Source organism: Candidatus Neomarinimicrobiota bacterium, assembly GCA_041154365.1.
Classification (GTDB): domain Bacteria; phylum Fidelibacterota; class Fidelibacteria; order Fidelibacterales; family Fidelibacteraceae; genus Fidelibacter; species Fidelibacter multiformis.
In genome coordinates this window covers 2232848-2254692 of sequence record AP035449.1, presented here as the reverse complement: position 1 = coordinate 2254692, position 21845 = coordinate 2232848, and the positions used below count along the sequence as shown (strand labels likewise).

Below are 21845 nucleotides of genomic sequence, written 5' to 3'. Positions count from 1 at the left end.
TCATCCCGTGAAATGCCCAACCGCCAACTGACGGCCTGGGAACCCTGTTTCACCGGATCTTCATTCATCATTCATCATTCATCATTCATCATTCAATTCATCATTCATCATTCAATTCATCATTCATCATTCAATTCATCATTCATCATTCATCATTCATAATTATAAAAAAAAGGAGCTACACTCTTGAGGTATTATGAAACACTCTTCATCGTGCATCCAAACTACGAACAGGAACGTCTGAATTCGGTGATTAAGATGGTAGAAGGCCATATTGCCGAAATTGGAGGTCATGTTCTGGCTGTGGATGACTGGGGTAAACGCAGACTGGCGTATCCCATCGAAAAACAGAAATCAGGAAACTATGTACTGATTTATTTTGAAGCCGAACCTTCGGCTGTGGTTGAATTACAAACATGGTTTGAACTTCAGGCACAGATCCTCGCTCAGCTGGTTGTCCGGTTGGACGAAAAACCTGCCGGTGTCCCGTCCCATCACGATGATGATGACGAGGAAGACCAGGACGAGATAATTGATAAATCCTCCGCTGATGATGAATCTGATGAGGATTATGACGAGGATGATGACGAAGATGAGGTTGAGGACGAAGACGAAGACGAAGAAAAGGAAGACGATTCGGAAGAAACGTCTGAAGAAGCTGTAAAAGAAACGGTTTAAACCGCTTCAGATAGCAAAGGAGTAAAGTGAAATGGCTTTCATTTCAAGAAAAAAAGTCTGCAAATTCTGTGAAAACAAGAAGTTCAGCATTGACTATAAGGACTATAAAACGCTTCGCCGTTTTATCACAGAGCAGGGAAAAATTATTCCCCGGCGAGTGACGGGGACCTGTGCAAAACATCAGCGTGAACTCGTGACGGCAATCAAACGGGCCCGGAATATTGCCCTCCTGCCTTATTCTTATGACGTAACGCAAAACTGAGGGAGATATCCGTTATGAAAATCATACTGAAAGCAAATGTGGAGAATGTAGGCGTCGCCGGGGATGTTGTGACCGTGAAGGACGGATATGCCCGGAACTTTCTCATTCCCAAAGGACTGGCGACGGAAGCAACCCGTTCCAATATCAAAATGGCTGAAGAGCTGAAAAAAATTGAGGAACGGAAAAAGACTGCCGCCGTGGATAAAGCCCGCCGTCTGGCTGAAAAACTCAAAAATATCTCATTGACTACATCCGTCGCTGCCGGTGAAGATGATAAGATTTTCGGTTCTGTAACCTCCCAGACAGTAGCCGACCTTCTGACTGAAAAAGGCTACGATGTGGACAAACGGCATATCATTCTGAATGAACCCATTAAAGCCCTGGGGGTGTATGATATTCCTATTAAACTCCACAGTGATGTGACCGCCGAAGTCAAACTCTGGGTGGTGAAAGAATAATCCGGCCGTGACCGCCTCCGGGCGCACAGGCTTTTTTCAAAACATAAAGGGTGCTGTCCGTTTTGGCAGGACCTTTTTTGTTGAGGATATTTTTTAACGGGAATAACTTTATCCATGACGATACCCATCTGTGAAATCGCCTTTCCGGTGGATGTGATGCAAACTTTCACATACCGGGTCCCGGACCGGTTCAAAAAACAACTGAAACCCGGATGCCGGGTCATTGCCCCTTTCGGTAGTCGGCATCAGCCCGGGTATTGTATCAGTGTGTCTGAATCGGATCCGGACAAATTACCAAAGGGTCTTAAATCCCTGTCCGAAATCCGGGATGAAACACCACTTTTCACCCCGGAACAGATGCAGCTTTTTCACTGGATGGCCTTTTATTACATGGCTCCGCCGGGACTGGTCCTGAAGGCAGCCCATCCCTCCGAAGCCGGTTTTAAAAAGGAAATACGCTATTTCCCCGCCCCGGATATGGCGGCTCATCCGGAAATTCAACGATTGAATATCCCGCCGGATGGATTACCTGAATCTTCCCTGAATACGATGCCGCCAGATACCGTGAAACAGGTTCAATCCCTTTTAAAACAGCAGATACTGATTGCTGATAATGTCTTTTCCGTGGAACGGACCACCCGGATGGTGAAAGCTGTCCGTCTGACAGATCTCTTTGCCCGGGGAGAACACCCGTCCCATGTGAAAATTTTGGCAGCCCTGAAAAGCAGGGCCATTCCCGAAGCCACCCTCTCAGACCTGATGCGTGAAACAGGTGTCAGCCGCTCCGTTTTCCAAACCCTTGAAAAAAAGGGGGTTCTTGAAAGCTTCAATCAGGAAATTCCCTCTGATCCATTTACCGGAGCCTATGTCCCCAAAAACCGGGAGATTGTCCTGACAAATGAACAGATTCAGGTTATTGAAGAGATCACGGCACATTTTGACCGTTTTTATCCCGTCTTGCTCCATGGTGTGACAGGCAGTGGAAAAACGGAAGTGTATATTCACCTGGCCAATGAAGCCATAAAGCGGGGAAAGCAGGCGTTGATTCTGGTTCCCGAAATTGCCATTACCCCTCATGTGGCCGGCCGTTTCAGGAGTGTTTTCGGTAAAAAAGTGGCTATCTGGCACAGCCGGATGAGTGCCGGTGAACGGATTTGGACCTGGCAGAGTATCCGGCGGGGAGATATTCAGGTAGTAGTGGGTGCCCGCAGTGCCCTCTTTTCCCCCTTTCCACGTCCCGGTCTGATTGTGGTGGACGAAGAACATGATGCCTCCTTCAAACAACAGGAACAGAGTCCGGGTTATCATGGAAGAGATGCAGCTATTTATTATGCACGCCTTCTTAAAATTCCTGTCATTCTGGGATCAGCCACCCCCTCCGTGGAAAGCTGGTACCTGGCACAGACGGGAAAATATCACCTCCTCACCCTGAAAGAGCGCTTCGGAAGTGCAGGATATCCCCAGGTGGATCTCATTGATCTCCGCACCAAAAATCCCGGAGAAACCCTTTTTACCCGGGAAATGCTGGAAGCGCTTCGGGAGTGTGTGAAACGAGGTGAACAGGCTATTGTGCTCCATAACCGCCGGGGATTTCACACCTTTGTCCGTTGTGAACATTGCGGGCAGCCGGTGGAGTGTCCTCATTGTTCGGTTTCTATGACCTGGCACAAACCCTGGCAAAAGCTGGTGTGTCACTATTGTGACCATCAGGAACCTCTCCCGGCTGTGTGTCCATCCTGCGGTGATGCCTCCCTGAGGGTCGCCGGAAGCGGTACCCAGCGGATTGAGGATGAACTGGTAAAACGCATCAAAGATGCACGGGTAATCCGAATGGATCTGGATTCCACCCGGGGGCGGCACGCCCATGTGAAAATCCTCAATACCTTTGAAAACAAAAATTTTGATATCCTGTTGGGGACCCAGATGGTGTCGAAGGGACTCGATTTCAGCAATGTGACCCTCGTATGCATTGTGAATGCCGACACGGGATTGGGAATTCCCGATTTCCGAAGTGCCGAGCGGGTCTGGCAGCTGGTAGCCCAGGTTTCAGGCCGAAGCGGCAGAGGAACCCTGCCGGGACGGGTGATTATTCAGAGTTGGCAGCCGGAACACCCTGCCGTAAATCTGGCAGCCCGGCTGGATGTCCGTGCTTTTTATCAACAGGAACTGGAACGGCGTAAACACCTCCTCTATCCCCCTTTCAGCCGGCTTATTCTGATCCGGGTCACGGGAAAAGACCGTGAACGAGTCATCACTGCCATAAAACAACTGGAAAATATTTGCAAACATCAGATGCCGCCTGAACAGGTTCTGGGACCCTCTTCCGCACCTGTGGAAAGGGTAAAGGAATTTTATCGCTGGCAAATCCTCCTGAAATTCAAACGGAATGAGGATGAAAATATGAATCGGATTAAAACGATTCTGATCCGCATCCTTCAGGACCGGCGAAACCGTATGCCCGGACTGAAAATCACCCTGAATGCCGACCCTGTGAGTATGAACTGATGAGGCGTATTTATTCCAAATGGATGGTATGGCTGGTGCTGATCATCCTGCCGGCGATGCTTTCGGCGGATATGCTCCCTGGAAAAGACTTTACCATCCAGTATGAACCCAAGGACCGGAAGACGGCAGAGTTTATTGCCGAACGGGCCGGTATTTTCCGCCTGGAAATCCGGAACAAGCTGGGACTCGACATGACGCCATTCCAAATCATTCTTACTGCCCGGGAAAGGGATTTTAAAGAGGCCTCCGGTAAAGATTTTCCCCATTGGGGTGTAGCTGCCGCCCAATACCGGGGACGGAAAATTCTTTTAAAGAGTCCCCGCTTCAGCCGCCAGAGTTTTCCCGAACTGTCTGCAACACTCCACCATGAAATGATCCACCTGGCCCTGGAACCTATTGACCGCCTGACTTATCTGCCCCGGTGGCTCAATGAGGGACTGGCACAGCATGAAGCGGAACAGTTTGATCTGCGCCAAAAGGTTTTGCTGGGACAGGCCGCCCTCTATGGTAAATTTATGGATCTGCATAAGATTGACGATGTGTTGAAATTTGAACAAAACCGGGCTAATCTGGCCTATGCCCAAAGTGTGTCCGCTGTCCGTTACCTGATTTCGGAACATGGCTACGAAAGTATCGGGGAACTGTTGATTCTTTTACAGGAAGGTGTAGAATGGAGCCGGGCTTTTGAGATTGTTTACGGGTATGAACCCCGATATTACAGTACAAATTGGGAACTCTGGGCTATAAAACGGTATAAAGCCTATGCCCTGGTAGATTTACACACCCTTTTATGGGGGATTCTGCCGGTGCTCCTGCTAATGGCCTGGTTCCAGATGCGGAGGCGTAATGCCCGGATTCACCATACCTGGCAGACAGAAGAAATTCTGAAAAACCCGGACTTACCTCCCCATGACGACAAAAAGGATGTAAATTCTCATGATGCGTAAGATACTGATTTTCATATTGCTTCTGGGAGGATTGGGACGGTCTCTCCCGGCTCAGGTCATGCCTGAAGCAGATATTCTTGCCTCACCGGTTTACTGGGGTATAGCCCGTTCCGGGGGTGCCTTAAAAGATCTGCCGGATCAGGTCTGGATCAATCCCTCCCTGATTCCCGAATCGTTTGCTTTTTCCCTGTCTGCCAACCTGGCCCTGATGCCGGCGGATATCCGGGTATCCCAGCTGACCGGCCGCTATAAGGTTCAAAAGCACGTTTTCAGCGGTGGTATCAACCACGAAAATTATGGCGATTTTGAACGGTTGGATTCGGAAGGCTACAGCGACGGTGATTTCAATGCCGGCCGGACCCAATATTTCAGCGCCTGGAGTTATCGGCTCTCATCAAAACTCCAGGTGGGGGCTTCTTTTCGCTACCTGACGGAAAATATTGCCTCCAGCCGGGAAAATTTCAGTGTATTTACCTATGGGCTCACCATCATCCCCGTGGCAGATAAAACCCGAATGAGTGTGGCCTATACCGATTATCCCGAACCGATGGAGGATGAAATCCGTGCCTCCCTGAGTCATCCCCTGCTTTACCTGCCCCTTACCATGAATCTGGATTACCGCTACAGGGGAGAACATGACATTGAAAACCTGACCCTGGGAGGATATTTTCAAAGCGGTTCACCCCTGGAATTTCTGGCCGGACTCGATTTCCGCCGGAGAGGATTGCAAAGCAACAGTCTGGGACAGGATTACATTGCCGGACTGGCATTGGGGGGGCGATACCGCTATGACAAAGTTACCCTGCAACTCTCTTTTTTCAGTTATGGGGGATTGGGTACCATCAGCACATTTGGAGTGAATTATTATCATGGATCGTAAAGGGCACTTCATTACTTTTGAAGGATTGGATGGTTGCGGAAAAAGCACACAGGTCCGGCATACAGCCCAAATATTCCGGGAACAAGGCTTTGAAGTGGTGGAAATCCGGGATCCCGGCTCGACGGCAGTCGGTGAAGCAGCCCGGGAAATCCTCCTGAATCCCCGTTATGCTGAAATGGATGCCACAACGGAAGTTCTCCTTTTTGCCGTGGCAAGAAGCCAGCTGGTGGCTGAAGTGATCCGTCCAGCCCTGGATGAAGGAAAGGTTGTCCTCTCAGACCGTTTCTACGATTCTACCACGGCTTATCAGGGCTATGGCCGGCAGCTGAATCTGAACATGGTGCTCCAGATTAATGCCATCGGTGCTCATGATCTGGTTCCAGACCTGACCTTTATCTTTGATATATCCCCTGAAACATCTGCCGAGCGCATGGCCCGCAGCGGAAAATCACCGGACAGAATGGAAAACGAAAAACTCGCCTTCCACCAGAGAGTCCGCCGGGGTTTTCTGGACATCGCCCGGCAAAATCCAGACCGCTGCCGGGTATTGGATGGCCATGAACCTGAACAGGAAATCCGAAAAAAAATTCATATAGAACTCCTGAAACGTCACTATATCTGATCTTTTTTCTAGTGTATCGAAATCGATTTATTTTAGATGAATCATTTTAAGCGTGGCTGTGTGTCCATGCCGGGTTTGGATTTTCCCGATGTAAAGGCCTGTCCCCACATGGTGTCCCCGGTCATCCCGGCCGTCCCAAACCAACTGGTGATAGCCGGCATGGTAGGCAAAAGGACCCATACGGCGAATCCGGGCACCGCGAAGATTGAAAATAGTCAGGGTAACATCGTCGGCATCCGGTAAAGCCAGGGGAATGGTGGTTATGGGATTGAAGGGATTGGGGTAGTTTGGACCTGCACGGAAGGTGACTGGCAGGAGATTTTCCGGATCCAGGGCATTGAAAGCCGAACTGTCCATGGTAAAATGGCGGGTCCCCGACGAGCGGCTTGTATCCTGACCGTCCGTCACCCGGATCTGCCAGGTGATGGACAAATCAGGGGCAAATCCCAGATCCGCGGGGAAAACCCGCATCAGAGTGTCCGGAGTCATCAGCAGGGTATCCATGAGATGAAGTCCATCGAACTGACTCATACCCAGCAGATAGCTGAGGGTGTCCGGATCAGGATCCACAGACGCACTCCATCGAAGAATCACTGAGCTGCTGTCCCGGTTTATATAATGGTCCGGTGGATTCAAAAGGGTGACGGCAGAAGGGGTATTGTTTCCTGAAATCGTCAGGACAATCATACCTTCGTCGGTATATTTCCCATCCGATACGGTATAAAAAAGGGTATCGGAAACTCCGGGATAAGCCGGAGCGGTGTAGATTATTTTCTCTCCGGTGGAATCGGGTGTGTAGCTACCGTGCAGGGTGTTGCTGTACACGGTTCCCAGGGTCAGGCTGTCTCCATCCGGGTCCCAGGTTGTTGCCAGGGGATCCACTGTAAGGGTACTTTTTTTCAGCACCTCGTAACTGTCTATCCATGCGTGGGGTGCATAGTCCTGATGAGGATTGAAAAACGGCAGCAGCCGGATCAGATTCCACAACAGGTGATGACGGTCTGCCGGGCGGGTCATGGAGGCAAAATGAAAGGACATGTAGGAAAGGGTATCCGGCACCAGGAGCAATGAACTGTAAGCATCCCGTTCGCTCCAGGATCCTAAAGAAATCACATTGGGTGCCGCTTCAACCACATCCTGGTCGCCATATACACTATAGGTATGTTCCAATGCACCGGGGAGTGGATAAAGATGTTGCATCATATCCCGGCCTTCCGGAGTGATGGTGACAGCTCCGCCTTTGTCAATAATCCAGTTGTTGATATGAAGCACATCCCGGCCGAAATCATCCTCGTAGTGTTCATAGGCCAGTTCACCCCCTTCAATCAGTAGGGGTCCGCCCCAGGCCAGGTACTCTTTCAAAGCGGTTTGGATGGTGCTTGTGACGGGTTGTTGATCGGCACCCCGGGAATAGATAACACCATTATAGGTTGATAGGAGGGAGGGGTTGATCTCTGCGCTGTTTTTCACTGAGACGGAAAGTCCCGCATCCCGGAGAATATCGGCCATAAGGAAGGCGGAATTACCGGATGTTCCCTCCAAAAAGGGGATGGTCTGGTGTTTATCTTTATACCGTTTGGCGGAATCGTCGTTGATGACCAGGTATCCGCTTCGGAGAGACATGGGGATATTGGCATAAGGCGATTCCTCGGTGTTGAATTCCAGGCGGATTGGCACATAGCCCGGCAGGGTCAGAAGCAGGGTATAGGTGTAATCAGGGAGCAAAACCTGCAGGTTGGAATCGGGTGCACTGCTGCAGGTCCCTTGGGCATAGAGTGAATCGCTGGTGCCGATATACAGACGGTACCATGCCTGGAGAGGTTCGCCGTAAATATCGTAAACCCGGGCGGTCCAGAGTCGGCGTGGACTCTTGTTCAGCACCAGGTCGAGGGAATCGTCCGGCCACCGGGGTATGATGAGGGTGTCGGCCTTTTCATATCCAAACGCCCGGATGTGAAGATTCAAAGGCTCCATATACAGAGGATTGACGGTTCGAAAAGTGCCTGAATCGTCTGTAAAAAAGGTGTAAGTGCGGTAATTGTTGCCTTCAAGCCGGATTTCGGCTCCCGGGACAGGTACACCGGCTGTATCGGTCACGGATCCGAAAAGGTTTGTAAAAAGGGAAACCAGAGGGAAGGTTCGGCTAAAGGTATTATACCCTGGTGCCGTGATGGCGGTATACAGAGGCTCGGGAATCGTTGTTTCCACCGTCAGGGTGTCGTTTCCCCCCGGGAAGGAGAGGCCATCTTGCGTATACCACACCTGGACAGCTGTATCTGCCGCCCATCCTGTCAGGGTGAAAGGAATCCTCAGAAGAAGGGAATCCTCCACTCCATATTGGGAGGATAAATGAAGTCCGGGTGTCGTAAAATTTTGTCCGCCGGTGATAATGAGCGTATCCCGCCGGAGGGGATAATAAGCCGCAGGATCCCGGGCAAAAAGGGTAAGTGAAGGTCCGTAAGGGACCATGAGAGGTAATGTGGCCTGTCCGTTTGCGTCAGTCAAAACCGTATCCGAGGCATATCCCGGGGAGAGGGCGAAAATTTCCATATTTTCCAGGGGATTGTTTTCAGGATCCTGGACTGTGACCGACAAAGTGTCTGCAGTTAGGATGGCCAGGGTATCTTTGTCTGTGATCAGTTGGGAAGGTTCAATCACCGTGATGGTTTTTCCATAGGGGATGAATCCCGGTGCGGTGACGGTCAGCCGGAGATCCTCCAGGCTGTTTACGGGAGGGAAGGTGAGGGTTGCCAGTCCCCAGTCGTCGGTATAGGCGGCTCCGATGAGGGAATCCTCCAGGGAAAGGGCTGCCAGGGCATAGGGAATGCCGTTTACATCCACGGAGAAATCCACTGCACTCCAGGCGATGTCGTTTTCGCTAAAGACAGACAGTGGTTCGGACTCGCCAAAGCGGAGGGTCATGGACGGATCACCGAACAGCTCATACACCTCCCAGTAATAACGGGAATAGGAAGAACCGGACTGGCTGACGGCCAGATTACCGGTATAGATAAGAGCCGAAGGATTATCCAGGTCCGCCCGGGTAAAGGGGATATCAAACATCCCGGTGCCGGTCTCTTCAGGCGTAGGGGTTCGCCCATCCGAACCGATGGTGTAGAGTCCCACCGCCCACCACAGGTCTTCATCCCAGTAACTGTCGTTGGTGGCGCCGATGACAGCCGATGCACCCCGGTCTTCCAGGCGAATCCAGGTTTCGCTGAAACTGTTATGAATGGCGAAGTTGGAGGTCTGGCAGCCGTTGGTAATCACCAGAGGGGCGGCGTTCCAGGATTGCATATCGTAAAGCTCAAGGGTACTGACAGCCGGATCATGCCAGGATGTGGCGGAGCCGTGTCCGGTGTAGTAGATCAGGCTGTGACCTGTGTTAAGCTGGTCTCGGACAGCTGTGGTAAATTCTTCTGCCTGGCTGGACAGGAAACGGTATGTGTTAAAACCCTCTGTTGTGTTTAGGTAGTGGTCGTGGGCATAATTTACCGCCGGATAGCCATACATTTCCGCCCAATTGGCATCCCAGCCTGCAATGAGCAGAACATTGTTCAAATGGGCAGGATCGGGATATGTGTAGGATTCAACCCACATAATCTTTTCGATCATATTGGTGAGTTCAGCGGCTGTGCGGACCGGCAGACGGCCGGCATAGAGATCCGGCAGGTAATCCCCTTCAGTGACCGTCACATAGGGCAAATCGGTGAAATGGTCACTTTCTTTTCCTTTAAACACAGGGATATCATCTTCATCACCTACCAGCAGGAGAAATGAAGGCGCATTTTTTCCGGCCGGAGGATTCAGCCAGCGTTCATGGATTGCCTGGCGGATAGTGGCTGTATCCGGATTTCCCAAACTTTCCAGGATCAGTACCTCTACCTGAAAACCCCGTTGGGTTTTCCAGGTGATAAAGGGTTCCAGGGCCGGTTCAAAAGCCGAGGGCGTTATGATCAGATAGCCCGGTGGGGATTGAATGAGGGAGGGTGGTTCGTCAGAGGTGCTGAGAAGGGGCGCCGTGAGTTTGGAAAAGAGGGGAGAGGGTGCCGGGGTGTTTATATCTTTTCCGGGAGATTCGGTGAGAGTCAACGATAGGGATTTTCGCAGTTCCAGACGGCCTTTCTGTGGGTCATAATTGACGGGATAGATATCGAGCCGGTAAATCCGTTCCTGCCGGAGGATGCCCAGATCGGTCAGTGTTGCGGCCGGGAAACGGGTTTTCTGGTGATAAGCCCGGATGTCGGGATCTTGAAAAATGGGTTTAATATCCGGTCGTTTAGGTAACGAAGGCTGGGCAGGCCAGACGGTATTCGGCAAAGCATAACTGTCCAGGAGCAGGAACGTTTGGGATGAATCGTCCAGAGTAAAGCTAAGGGAGCGGTCCGCCGGTACCCGTATCAGGCGGCGGATCACAGGGAGTTCGGGATGACCCGGTTCCTGTGTGGTATATTGCCCCTCCATCCGGATTTGGGTATAGCTGTCTCCGGCTGGTGAAACAACGGATTCCAGAATGAGTTGGGGAATATGTATCTCAAGGGTAAGCTGTCCTGCCACCGGTTGGCGGACCTTTACCGGTACCTGACCTTCGGCCGGTGAAAGAATAAGCGGCGCCGGAAAAAGTCCCGCCGCTGCCCAAAAAAACATCACAGCCGTCATCACGGCTTTTTTCATGTAGGATTTATCCATTCGTCTAATTTCTGAAGTTTTTTCTGTCTATACAACAACTCATGCCCATGGACACGTGATGAGGAACACCTTGTACCAACTCCGGATAGCCTTTTAACCAGGACTTCTTTTCTTTCACCAAAAAACGTAACTTTCTTCCATGGAAGCACCTACATCCCACACCCAAAGCTTCAGCTCATCTCAGAAAAGTCCCCCTGAACTGCTTCTCCCGGCAGGTGACCTGGAAAAACTTAAGGTTGCCCTGGCTTTTGGGGCCGATGCGGTGTATGCCGGGGTACCCAAGTATTCCCTTCGGACCCGGGAAATCGGATTCCGCCGGGAGAGCCTGGAGGAAGCTGTCACATATACCCATCGCCAGGGTAAAAAAATCTACCTGGTGATGAACATATACGCCCATAACCTGAAAGTGGACGGATTTCTTAAAGAGCTGGACCGCGTTGCGGCATGGAAACCGGATGGGTTGATCATGAGCGATCCGGGACTCATCGCCCTGGCCTTGAAACGTCATCCCCACATTCCCATCCACCTGAGTACCCAGGCCAATACCACCAACTGGACCACCGTCCGCTTTTGGCGTGATCTGGGTGTCCGGCGGATTATCCTCTCCCGTGAACTCCACCTGGATGAAATTGCGGAGATGCACCAAAAAGTACCGGATATCGAACTGGAAGCCTTTGTCCACGGTGCCATCTGTATTGCTTACTCCGGCCGCTGCCTGATTTCCAACTACCTGAACCACCGGGATGCCAATCAGGGGACCTGCACCAACAGCTGTCGATGGGAATACAAACTTGCCTGGGAAAAAGGATCCATCCTCGATGTGGAAAAATCTCAATCTCCCTATGAATCTCGCTTTCCAATCCCGGATGGGTTTACTCTTTCCGAACCGAAGCACCATCACGAAAAAATGCCCATATTTGAGGATGATTTCGGCACCTATCTAATGAATTCCAGGGACCTTTGTGCCATTGAACTCCTCCCGGACCTGGTTCATGCCGGTATCGTGAGTTTTAAAGTGGAAGGGCGGACTAAATCCGCATGGTATGCTGCTTTAACGGCCAGAAGCTACCGGCGTGCCATTGACGATATGTGGACAGGTAAACCCTTCAATCCGGATCATCTGAGAGACCTTCTCACGCTTAGTTCACGGACCTATACCACCGGTTTTTACACCCGGAATCCCCGGCAATACGGAGAGAATTTTGAGGATGGCTACTCTGCCGGTTTTCGATACCAGGTGACAGGCATCCTGAAATCCTATGACAAATCATCCTCCATGGGGACATTTGAAGTGAAAAACCGGATAAAAACCGGATCAATCCTGGAGCTGATCACTCCCCAAGAAACGATTCCTTTTACACTCCGGGTTATGGAAAATCTTAAAGGAGAAAGTCTTGAGACAGCCCATGGCGGTGCGGAAAATGTCCGGATTCTTCTACCTCAAAACCCCGGAGATTATGCCTTCCTCCGTCAGAAAACAGAGTGAACTGTAACGAGGACCTTCTTCAGGCCATTAACTGACAGAAAATTTTAAGGAGATACCCATGAAATATGTACAGCTTGGAAAAAGAGGTCCAAAAGTCTCGGCGATTGGTTTCGGCGCCTGGGCTATTGGAGGCATGAACTGGGGTAAAACAGATGATGAGGTATCAAAAAAAGCTCTTCATGCTGCGTTTGATGAAGGCGTAACCCTGGTGGATACTGCCGATGTGTACGGATTCGGCCACTCGGAAGAACTGATAGCCGAAGTCCTGAAAGAACGAGGCGGCAAAAAGGATATCGTGATCGCCACCAAGGCCGGTAATGATTTTTACCATGCCGGTGACGATGATGATGAAGGTTATGGTCCCATACGGCAAACATACACAAAAGACTATATCATATCCGCCGCGGAAAAGAGCCTGAAGCGCCTGAATGTGGAAGCCCTGGATATCCTTCAACTTCACAGCGGGGACACGGATAACCTGAAAAAGGATGATCCGTGGTTGGCCCTGGAACAATTGAAAAAAGACGGGAAAATCCTCCATGCGGGATGGAGTGTCCAGAGTTTTCAGGAAACCAATCAGGCCTTTATACTGGATGAACACAAGGATTTGATCGACGTCATTCAGGTCCGTTATAATTTGCTGGAGCGGGAGGCGGAGGAGGTTCTATTCCCCAAAGCCCTGGAATACGGGACCGGTGTGATTGTCCGGATACCCCTGCTTTTCGGCTTTCTGACGGGGAAATTCACCAAAGAGACCCGTTTCGACAAGGAAGACCACCGGAGCATGAACCTGTCCCCGGAAAAACTGGAACACTATTTGAAGGAACTGGACAAGCTTCAGCCTTTGTACGATAAATATCCCCAATACACCAAAGCCCAGATTGCCCTGAAATTCTGCATTTCCCATCCTGCCACACATACCGTCATCCCTGGTGCCAAAACACCGAAACAGGTGAAGGAAAATTGCGGGGCGGCTGATGTTGAAATAGAGAGGTACGAGTAGGGAGGAGCGAGGGACGAGGAACGAGTAGCGAGTAGCGAGGGGCGAGTAGCGAGGAGGGAGTAGCGAGGAGGGAGTGACAATGTTGACCCGTTTCTCTCTCGTACCTCGTACCTCGTACCTCGCTACTCTTCATGAACCCAACTTTCATCTTTCAATTCAACCCCCATAAGTCCTAATTTACATCCATGAAAAAGTATCACCTGTTGATCCCCCTTTTTCTCATGATATTTACAACGGGTCTGTCTGCCCAGATCTCACTTTTTTCCGTCATGGGAAATTATCAGCCCTCATTTGAATTTATGCCGGAACTTCGGCTGACCAACCATCAGGACACGCGCCATTTGCCCGGGATGGGTGTGGTTTTGGAATCACAGTCCGCCTATCTCACCTGGGGGGGCGGGTTTCGGATCCGGTACAAATGTGTGGACCGTTATTCGGAAGATGTTGTGGATGATCAGGATTCCCTGACGGGCCGGCAGGTGGAATTCAAGGATCAAATCACTTTTATCAGTCTGTATGGCACGGCATCCACAGCCCTTGTGAACACTGCCTGGTTGCGTGTGGATTTGGGAGTAGATCTGGGCCTCATTGCGGCGGATCGTAAATTTGCCCTGGGGGATGGTGCCCTTAACCTGCAGGCACCGGTGGAATTGCAGCCCTGGCTCCGTATCCGCCTGGCTCCCCGAAATGAGTTTTCCCCTGTGATCCGGCTGGGATACCTGCTGGCGACACCTTACACCGAGACCCGTATCACCGAGTACACGGAAAATACTGCCACGACCCGCAGCTATACGGAAAAAACCCGCCTGAACGGCCCCACGGTGGAAGCCGGTTTTATCTACCGTTTCTGACCATGAAGATTTTACTGTGTCAACCGCCGGTTGAAGATTTTTATACTACACCGGACAGGCACTATCCCCTGGGATTGTTGAGTCTGGCCGGATTTATTCAAGATCTGCCTGTCACCTGCAAGGTGGTCGATTTTCTCCACACCGGCAACCGCCGGACCATCCCTCTGCCCAAAAATTTTACCCGTATCCGGAAGCTTTTAAACCGGACAGATACCCCCGTTAAAACCTTTGGACAGTATTATCATTTTGGGATGGACTGGGATAAGATGGAAGCCTTTTTCCGGGAGGAATCGCCGGATCTTATCGGTGTGAGTTCCAATTTTTACACCTATTCCTACGAAGCCATTCAAACCATCCGACTGGCCCGCAAAGCCTGTCCGAAGGCTTATATCGTTGTAGGCGGCCAGAATGTGAGGGACGGACTTTTTACCTTGGGTGAGGATATCCCCGTTGATTTTGCCATCGCCGGTGAAGGAGAGATCCCCTTTCGAAAGATGGTGGAAGCCCTTCTTCACAAGCCGGATATTCAGGTTCGGGACTACCAGACCGGGGAATGCATCTGTACCCCCGTTGAAAAAATTCGGGTGGCTCATGATCTGGTCAAAGCATCAGCCTACACCATAGGTGGTTATCCCATGGCTATGGTGCAGACCAGCCGGGGGTGCCCGTATCGCTGTGGTTTTTGTACCATCGAGCGGACCTTCGGGCGAACCATGCGTTACAGGCCGGTGGGAGCCGTGTTGAAAAAAATTGAAGGACTGGTCCACCGGGGGGTGAAGGTCCTGGATTTTGAGGATGATAATCTTACGGTGGACCGGGATTTTGCCGTATCCCTTTTTGAGGGGATTCGGAACCGCTACGGGGACAGCCTGCGTTTGTATGCCATGAACGGACTCAGTTCCTGGACATTGGACCGGGATTTGTTGACCCTGATGCGGCAAGCGGGATTTGTCATGCTGAATCTTTCGGTGGGGACACTTTCCGAGGAATCTTTAAGAAAATCCAAACGTGTGGACAGTCGGGAGGATTTTGCCCGGGCAGCCAACATTGCCCACAACCTGGGCATGAAGGTTATGGGATATTTTATCGCCGGTCTGCCGGGTGAAGGATATAAGGATGGACTCGAAACCCTGCGTTTTCTTCAGCATCTGCCGCTTGTCCCCGGAATATCCCCTTTTTACTACATTCCCGGACAGACACTCCGGATCCCCCATATTCCTACCAATCCCAGGGATGCCCGTTTGACACGATTTTTTCCCTCCCATGAGGGCATTACGGAAGAAGAATTGGTGACACTCTTTCAAAAAACGATACTGGAAAACAGAAAGCATCTCGATAAAGAGAGGGACGGGGGGACTTTTTCCTCCCGCAGAGGGCGCTGAGACACAGAGATTAAATAAGGGATTGCAGAGAGCGCAGGGGATTTTTTTCCTCCCGCAGAGGGCGCTGAGACACAGAGATTAAATAAGGGATTGCAGAGAGCGCAGGGGATTTTTTTCCTCCCGTGGAGGGCGCGGAGAGGCAGAGTTTATTTTGGGGATTCCCACGGAGGACGCAGAGATGCAGAGGGAATGAGGGTATCAACTTCAAGAAGTTGGAAGCTGGAAGCTGGAAGTTGGAAGTTGGCGTCGCTTCGCTCCTGGTGTTTCAATCAAATCCCCATGAAATATCCCAATAAATTGGGTCCCATTTCACGGGGCTCGCTACTCTCCCCGATAAGCCGGAACGACGTTCGGGGACTTTCGACTTTCGACTGCCGACTGTCCACTTTCGACTGAAAAAGTGACGCGTAACAAGTAACGTGTGCGAGTGGGTTTAGGGGACAGGCTTTTGTTGATGGGAAAGATATTGGATCAGGCCGATAGTCCTGTTTTTGATTTCAAGTGATTATTCCAAACTATTTTATACAATTAACTAAGTTATACTAATAAATATTACAAAAAATAAAAATTATCCCACAAAAACCACTTGTTACTCGTCACACGTTACGCGTCACTGCCCCGCCCCATTTCACGGGGCAGGCAATCATATCCTAGAAGTTGGAAGCTGGAAGTTGAAAGTTGGCGTCGCTTCGCTCCTGATGGTTGGTTCAGGGATTCAGAAGCTCATGGGATCAGGGGTTCAAGGGTTCGGTGGTGGTACAGGTTCCGACTTTCGACTTTCGACTTTTTGACTTTCGACTGACGACTTTCGACTGTCTGCAATACCTTTAAACTTCTCTTTCTCCATATCAAAAGTCTCTTTAAATTAAACGCTTGCATTCAAAAGAAAGGTACTATGGAAACAATCAGTAAATGGAGGGAGTTCAATCAACGGCTGAAATATGTCCAATCCGTCGTCCTCACAACTCACCTGAACCCCGACGGTGATGCCATCGGATCTGAACTGGCCATGGCATATCACCTGCGCCAACTGGGAAAATCCGTCACTATCTTCAATCCATCATCTATGCCTGAATCCCTTCGATTTCTGGATGAAAACCATGAAATTACTACTTTTGTGAAAACGATCCATACCGGTGAGGTGAACCGGGCAGATCTTGTGATTTTTCTCGATGTGGGAGATTTTGACCGGGCAGGTTATGTGGGACAGGCAGCCCGGGAAGCAGGCAAAGCTGTGATTTCCATCGATCATCATCCTCAAATATCACACGAAAAGTACCTCCTGGCCATCGAAGATACCCATGCCTCCTCTACCGGCTATATGATCTATGATTACCTGAAAGTTTTTTACCCCACACACCTGAATTCTCCCATGGCTACCGCCCTTTATGTCGCAGTCATGACCGATACAGGAAATTTCAAGTTTTCCAACACCCGGGCTGAAGACCATCACATGGCAGGAGATCTGATTGCATACGGTATCGATCCTTACAAAATGTATTGCCGGATTTATGAACAATTTTCACCTGCCCGCATGAGACTCCTGGGACACGTTCTTCAGGATCTCCGTTTTGAGTCTGACGGGCGGCTGGTGTGGTTTGTGATTTACCAAAAGATGATGGAAAAATATGGTGCCACCTATGATGACCTGGATGGTTTCAGCGATTTCATGCGCAGCATTGCCGGGGTGGAGGTGAGTGTCATGTTCAAGGAGATGGAGGACGGAACCTGCCGGGTGAACCTCCGTTCAAAAGGCAGGGTGGTTATTCATAAAGTAGCCCAGCACTTTGGCGGCGGTGGACACCCCTTTGCCGCCGGGGCAAATCTGAAAAAAAGGGTAGAAGAGGCCATTCCCGCCATCCTGAGCGATGTGAAACGGGCGATTGAGGGAACACCATGAAGAGTAAATCACGCATTACAATCGATGTGGCTAAAGGCTGTGGATTCTGTGCCGGAGTCCGAAGAGCTGTCCAGATGGCTGAAGACGCCGCACAAAAACACGGTCGCGTGACTATGCTGGGTGATATAGTCCACAATGAGGCTGTGATCGGGGATCTGGCCCGGCAAGGAGTCCAGGTTGTCGATTCTCCTGACCATATTCCTCAGGATGCTCCTGTTCTTCTCCGGGCTCATGGCACCACACCGGCAGTGGAAGATTCACTCTACGGTCGGGGATTTTCCATCCTCGATGCCACCTGTCCCCTGGTAAGGGAAATCCACAAAGCCATCCGGGAGTTGGAAAAAGAAGGTCGCCGCTGTCTGATTGTCGGTGACCATGGTCACGATGAGGTGATCGGTATTGCAGGACAGGTGAAAGATGCGGTGGTGATTGCCACCCCGGAAGAAGCCCGAAATCTTCCTACCATGAAAAAGGCTGGTGTCGTTTCACAAAGCACCCAGACTCAGGCTAATTTGCAGGCCATTGTGGCAGAACTGATTCCCGGGGTGCTGGATTTACGGGTGGTGAATACTATCTGCGCACCCAGCCGACTGAATCAGAAAGAAGCCGAACGGGTCGCCCGGGAGAATGAAGCGGTGATTGTCATTGGAAGTGAGACCTCTGCCAATACCAGGCGCCTGGAAGCCGTGGTCCGGAAGCTGAATCCGAAGGTCCTACGCATTGCCTCGGCGGATGAACTTGATATTGAGGTTTTAAAATCCGTACAATCAATAGGGATTACTGCCGGAGCCAGTACCCCCGATGCGGTGATCCGGGATGTGATAGAAAAAATTCAAACGATATGAGTGGAAAGAAGGACTGACATGGAAAAGAGTTCCTATGAAGTGAAAGTGGGCCTGGCCGAAATGCTGAAAGGTGGCGTCATTATGGACGTGACCAATGTGGACCAGGCTAAAATTGCCGAAGATGCCGGTGCAGCAGCCGTGATGGCCCTGGAACGGATACCTGCCGATATCCGGGCTTACGGCGGCATCGCCCGCATGAGCAATCCGGAAATGATTCTCAAGATTAAAGAGGCTGTCTCTATCCCCGTCATGGCGAAATGCCGTATCGGACATTTTGCCGAAGCCCAGATCCTGGAAGAACTGGGGATTGATTTTATTGACGAATCGGAAGTGTTGACGCCTGCCGATGAAGAAAACCACATCTGGAAACACGATTTTAAAGCGCCTTTCGTCTGCGGTTGCCGGGATCTGGGAGAAGCTCTCCGGCGGATTGGCGAAGGGGCCGCGATGATGCGGACCAAAGGTGAAGCAGGTACCGGTGATATCGTGGAAGCGGTCCGGCACATGCGGGAAGTCAACCGGGGCATCCGGCGCCTTCAGATGATGGATAAAGAAGAATTGATGGCAGAAGCCAAACGCCTGGGCGCCCCCTTTTCCGTAGTGGAAATTGTGGCTCAAAAAGGCCAACTGCCCGTCCCCAATTTTGCTGCCGGCGGCATTGCAACCCCTGCGGACGCCTCCCTTATGATGCAACTGGGGGCCGAAGCGGTTTTTGTAGGGTCGGGTATCTTTAAATCTGACGATCCTTCCGCCCGGGCTGAAGCTATTGTGAAAGCTGTGACCTATTACACCGATCCGGCTGTGCTTCTGGAGGTCTCGAAAGGACTCAAAGACGCCATGCTCGGCAAGCCTGCCAAGGGGTTGCCTGACGATGAACAGCTGGCTAAACGGGGGTGGTAGGTGCTTCAAATCGGTGTGCTGGCCATTCAGGGTGCCTTTCATAAACATGCAGAGACCCTGAAAGCCCTCCAAACCCAACCGGTGATTGTTAAATATGCCGCGGACCTGACACATCTGGACGGGCTCATCATCCCAGGCGGGGAATCTACCGTCATTACACGTCAATTGGGATACCGCCTGGCCTGGGAGGACCTCTACACCTTTGCCCGGGAAAAAGCGGTTTTCGGAACCTGTGCCGGACTCATTATGCTGGGAAAGGGCTGCACCGATCCACGGGTGCGGCAGTTGGGACTCCTGGATGCGGTGATTGAACGGAATGCTTACGGTTCCCAGATTGAATCCTTTACGGAAGATGTAACTCTTTCCTTTGATGAGCATCCCTTTCATGCCGTCTTTATCCGGGCTCCGAAAATCCTCAAAGTGGGTAAGGAAGCAAAAATTGTGGCCACCTTTCGGGGTGAAGCGGTGATGGTAAGACAAAAGCAGCTCCTGGGAGCCGCTTTCCATCCCGAACTCACCAATGACGTCCGGGTCCATGACTATTTTATCCGGCACTGTGTAACCCAATCCGGGAAGTGATATGGAATACCAATACCTGAACGGGGTCAACACCCCGGCTGATCTGAAAAAGCTCAATGTGAATGAACTTAAGATCCTGGCGGATGAGATACGGGATTTTATCATTGAAACAGTGAAAAAAACCGGCGGGCATCTGGCCCCCTCCCTGGGGGTGGTGGAACTGACCATCGCCCTCCTGTATGTATTTGACCTGCCCGAGGATAAAATTATCTGGGATGTGGGCCACCAGGCCTATGCCTATAAGGTCCTGACCGGCCGGCGGGATAAACTCCACACCCTCCGCCAGTATGGCGGCATCAGCGGTTTTTTGAAACGATCTGAAAGTGAATACGATGTGTATGGCGCCGGACATGCATCCACCTCTATCTCTGCTGCCCTGGGTTTTTCCGTGGCCAATGAACTACTGGAACAACCCGGGAGGATTCTGGCGGTGATCGGAGACGGTTCCCTCACAGGCGGACTGGCTTACGAGGGACTGAATAACCTGGGGAATATGAAAAAACAGATGATCACTATCCTTAATGATAATGCCATGTCCATTTCCCCCAATGTGGGTGCCATGTCCAAATACCTGAACAAGATTGTCACAGATCCTATTTATAACCGCATCCGGGATAAGATCTGGAACCTGACCAGCAAGCTTTCCATGGGCAAATTTATGCTGAGGGGTGGACTCAAAAAGCTGGAGGAGAGCCTGAAAAATCTCCTGGTCCCCGGTATCCTCTTCGATGAACTGGGGGTCCGCTATTTTGGTCCTGTGGACGGTCACGATATCCAGGCCCTGGTGGCGACCTTCCGCCGTCTGAAAGATATCAAAACCCCTATTCTGGTCCATGTGATTACGAAAAAGGGGAAAGGACTTACAGAAGCGGAAGACGATCCCACCACCTTTCACGGTATTCAGGGCGGCAAGGTAGGACCCAAACCCAAGGCACCGTCTTATACCCATGTGTTCGGACACACAGCCGTGGAATTGGCAGAGAAAAACGAAAAAATCGTGGCCATTACCGCCGCCATGCGGGAAGGGACGGGACTCATTGAATTTGACAAAAAATTTCACGACCGCTTTTTTGATGTGGGGATTGCCGAAGGCCATGCCGTCACTTTTGCCGCCGGACTGGCTGCCAACGGACTGCGCCCGATTGTCGCCATCTATTCCACCTTTATGCAGCGGGCCCTCGATCCCCTGATGCATGATGTGTCCCTCCAGAAACTCCCCGTGATTTTTTGCCTGGACCGGGCAGGACTCGTAGGCGCTGACGGACCCACACACCACGGTGTTTTTGATCTCTCTTATATATCCATGCTGCCCAATGTGATTGTGGCTGCGCCGAAAGATGGAAACGAACTCCGGAATCTCATGCATTCCGCCCTGACGGTGACGGATAAACCCTATGTGATTCGCTATCCACGGGATGAAGCGGTCCGCTTTGAGCCGAATCGTGAACCTGAAACCATCGAACCCGGCACCTGGGAAATCCTCCAGAAAGGCAAAAAACTGGCCCTCATTGCCAACGGATCCATGGTGTATGAGTCCGAACTGGCTCTTCGTATGCTGGCCGGAGTGATTCCCGACGTGACCTTTGTCAATGCCCGTTTCATCAAACCCATGGATACAGCCCTGCTGAAACAGCTGGCAGAATCCCATAAGATTCTTTTAACGGTGGAGGAAAATGCACCAGCCGGTGGATTGGGTCAGCAGATCCGGGCCCTGTGTAACCACAGTGGAAAAACCCGGGTGGTGAATATGACCCTCCCCGATGCCTTTATCCCCCACGGCAAGCGCACTGAATTACTGAAAGAGGCGGGACTCTCTGCCACCCAAATTGCCGATACTCTGAAAGATTTGCTGAAATAA

At 51.1% G+C, this 21845-nt stretch carries 17 protein-coding genes; 16 read left to right on the top strand and 1 reads right to left on the bottom strand.

Annotated elements, in window-relative coordinates; all coding sequences use genetic code 11:
* Positions 1–186 precede the first annotated feature (186 nt).
* The 7 genes from rpsF (at position 187) to tmk (ending at position 6352) form a co-directional block, all read left to right on the top strand.
* A complete protein-coding gene (gene rpsF / locus strainIA91_RS09630) occupies positions 187–678 on the top strand; it encodes a 30S ribosomal protein S6 (protein ID WP_400166567.1) in 492 nt (163 codons plus the stop codon).
* Between the two features lie 31 nt (positions 679–709).
* Complete coding sequence (gene rpsR, locus strainIA91_RS09625; RefSeq protein WP_400166566.1) at positions 710–940, top strand: 30S ribosomal protein S18; 231 nt, start codon at positions 710–712, stop codon at positions 938–940.
* Between the two features lie 14 nt (positions 941–954).
* Positions 955–1398: a 50S ribosomal protein L9 gene (rplI, locus tag strainIA91_RS09620; RefSeq protein ID WP_400166565.1), complete on the top strand. Its 444-nt coding sequence runs from the start codon at positions 955–957 to the stop codon at positions 1396–1398.
* Between the two features lie 114 nt (positions 1399–1512).
* Complete coding sequence (priA, locus tag strainIA91_RS09615; RefSeq protein ID WP_400166564.1) at positions 1513–3903, top strand: primosomal protein N'; 2391 nt, start codon at positions 1513–1515, stop codon at positions 3901–3903.
* Entirely contained in the window at positions 3903–4850 is a 948-nt protein-coding gene (locus tag strainIA91_RS09610; protein ID WP_400166563.1) for a peptidase MA family metallohydrolase, read from the top strand. The genes priA and strainIA91_RS09610 overlap by 1 nt, the downstream gene beginning before the upstream one ends.
* On the top strand, positions 4840–5730 hold the full coding sequence (locus strainIA91_RS09605) for a hypothetical protein (RefSeq protein ID WP_400166562.1): 891 nt from the start codon (positions 4840–4842) through the stop codon (positions 5728–5730). Before strainIA91_RS09610 ends, strainIA91_RS09605 begins: the two co-directional genes overlap by 11 nt.
* Positions 5720–6352 (top strand): dTMP kinase, encoded by a 633-nt coding sequence (gene tmk, locus strainIA91_RS09600; RefSeq protein WP_400166561.1) that lies wholly within the window; start codon positions 5720–5722, stop codon positions 6350–6352. Before strainIA91_RS09605 ends, tmk begins: the two co-directional genes overlap by 11 nt.
* Before the next feature lie 27 nt (positions 6353–6379).
* On the opposite strand, the gene strainIA91_RS09595 is transcribed toward tmk, so the two are convergent.
* On the bottom strand, positions 6380–11041 hold the full coding sequence (locus tag strainIA91_RS09595) for a C25 family cysteine peptidase (RefSeq protein WP_400166560.1): 4662 nt from the start codon (positions 11039–11041) through the stop codon (positions 6380–6382).
* Between the two features lie 139 nt (positions 11042–11180).
* On the opposite strand from strainIA91_RS09595, the gene strainIA91_RS09590 reads away from it, so the two are divergent.
* The 9 genes from strainIA91_RS09590 (at position 11181) to dxs (ending at position 21845) form a co-directional block, all read left to right on the top strand.
* Positions 11181–12527 (top strand): U32 family peptidase C-terminal domain-containing protein, encoded by a 1347-nt coding sequence (locus strainIA91_RS09590; protein ID WP_400166559.1) that lies wholly within the window; start codon positions 11181–11183, stop codon positions 12525–12527.
* Positions 12528–12585: 58 nt separating this feature from the next.
* The gene (locus strainIA91_RS09585; protein WP_400166558.1) at positions 12586–13530 is read left to right on the top strand and encodes an aldo/keto reductase; all 945 of its coding nucleotides are present in this window, start codon (positions 12586–12588) and stop codon (positions 13528–13530) included.
* Between the two features lie 185 nt (positions 13531–13715).
* Complete coding sequence (locus tag strainIA91_RS09580; protein ID WP_400166557.1) at positions 13716–14381, top strand: hypothetical protein; 666 nt, start codon at positions 13716–13718, stop codon at positions 14379–14381.
* Between the two features lie 2 nt (positions 14382–14383).
* Positions 14384–15763 (top strand): B12-binding domain-containing radical SAM protein, encoded by a 1380-nt coding sequence (locus strainIA91_RS09575; protein ID WP_400166556.1) that lies wholly within the window; start codon positions 14384–14386, stop codon positions 15761–15763.
* Between the two features lie 895 nt (positions 15764–16658).
* Positions 16659–17663, top strand: coding sequence for a bifunctional oligoribonuclease/PAP phosphatase NrnA (locus strainIA91_RS09570; protein ID WP_400166555.1), 1005 nt, complete (start codon positions 16659–16661; stop codon positions 17661–17663).
* Positions 17660–18508 (top strand): 4-hydroxy-3-methylbut-2-enyl diphosphate reductase, encoded by an 849-nt coding sequence (gene ispH / locus strainIA91_RS09565; RefSeq protein WP_400166554.1) that lies wholly within the window; start codon positions 17660–17662, stop codon positions 18506–18508. The genes strainIA91_RS09570 and ispH overlap by 4 nt, the downstream gene beginning before the upstream one ends.
* 18 nt (positions 18509–18526) lie before the next feature.
* Positions 18527–19408 (top strand): pyridoxal 5'-phosphate synthase lyase subunit PdxS, encoded by an 882-nt coding sequence (gene pdxS / locus strainIA91_RS09560; RefSeq protein ID WP_400166553.1) that lies wholly within the window; start codon positions 18527–18529, stop codon positions 19406–19408.
* Entirely contained in the window at positions 19409–19987 is a 579-nt protein-coding gene (gene pdxT / locus strainIA91_RS09555) for a pyridoxal 5'-phosphate synthase glutaminase subunit PdxT (RefSeq protein WP_400166552.1), read from the top strand.
* 1 nt (position 19988) lies between these two features.
* Positions 19989–21845 (top strand): 1-deoxy-D-xylulose-5-phosphate synthase, encoded by a 1857-nt coding sequence (dxs, locus tag strainIA91_RS09550; RefSeq protein ID WP_400166551.1) that lies wholly within the window; start codon positions 19989–19991, stop codon positions 21843–21845.

What these genes read in the sequence shown, in the direction of transcription:
- dxs (WP_400166551.1), top strand. Translation starts at nt 19,989, where the DNA reads ATGGAATACCAATACCTGAACGGGGTCAACACCCCGGCTGATCTGAAA.
- strainIA91_RS09595 (WP_400166560.1), bottom strand. Translation starts at nt 11,041, where the DNA reads ATGGATAAATCCTACATGAAAAAAGCCGTGATGACGGCTGTGATGTTT.
- ispH (WP_400166554.1), top strand. Translation starts at nt 17,660, where the DNA reads ATGAAGAGTAAATCACGCATTACAATCGATGTGGCTAAAGGCTGTGGA.
- priA (WP_400166564.1), top strand. Translation starts at nt 1,513, where the DNA reads ATGACGATACCCATCTGTGAAATCGCCTTTCCGGTGGATGTGATGCAA.
- tmk (WP_400166561.1), top strand. Translation starts at nt 5,720, where the DNA reads ATGGATCGTAAAGGGCACTTCATTACTTTTGAAGGATTGGATGGTTGC.
- strainIA91_RS09575 (WP_400166556.1), top strand. Translation starts at nt 14,384, where the DNA reads ATGAAGATTTTACTGTGTCAACCGCCGGTTGAAGATTTTTATACTACA.
- rpsR (WP_400166566.1), top strand. Translation starts at nt 710, where the DNA reads ATGGCTTTCATTTCAAGAAAAAAAGTCTGCAAATTCTGTGAAAACAAG.
- strainIA91_RS09585 (WP_400166558.1), top strand. Translation starts at nt 12,586, where the DNA reads ATGAAATATGTACAGCTTGGAAAAAGAGGTCCAAAAGTCTCGGCGATT.
- pdxS (WP_400166553.1), top strand. Translation starts at nt 18,527, where the DNA reads ATGGAAAAGAGTTCCTATGAAGTGAAAGTGGGCCTGGCCGAAATGCTG.
- strainIA91_RS09570 (WP_400166555.1), top strand. Translation starts at nt 16,659, where the DNA reads ATGGAAACAATCAGTAAATGGAGGGAGTTCAATCAACGGCTGAAATAT.
- strainIA91_RS09590 (WP_400166559.1), top strand. Translation starts at nt 11,181, where the DNA reads ATGGAAGCACCTACATCCCACACCCAAAGCTTCAGCTCATCTCAGAAA.
- rplI (WP_400166565.1), top strand. Translation starts at nt 955, where the DNA reads ATGAAAATCATACTGAAAGCAAATGTGGAGAATGTAGGCGTCGCCGGG.
- strainIA91_RS09610 (WP_400166563.1), top strand. Translation starts at nt 3,903, where the DNA reads ATGAGGCGTATTTATTCCAAATGGATGGTATGGCTGGTGCTGATCATC.
- strainIA91_RS09605 (WP_400166562.1), top strand. Translation starts at nt 4,840, where the DNA reads ATGATGCGTAAGATACTGATTTTCATATTGCTTCTGGGAGGATTGGGA.
- strainIA91_RS09580 (WP_400166557.1), top strand. Translation starts at nt 13,716, where the DNA reads ATGAAAAAGTATCACCTGTTGATCCCCCTTTTTCTCATGATATTTACA.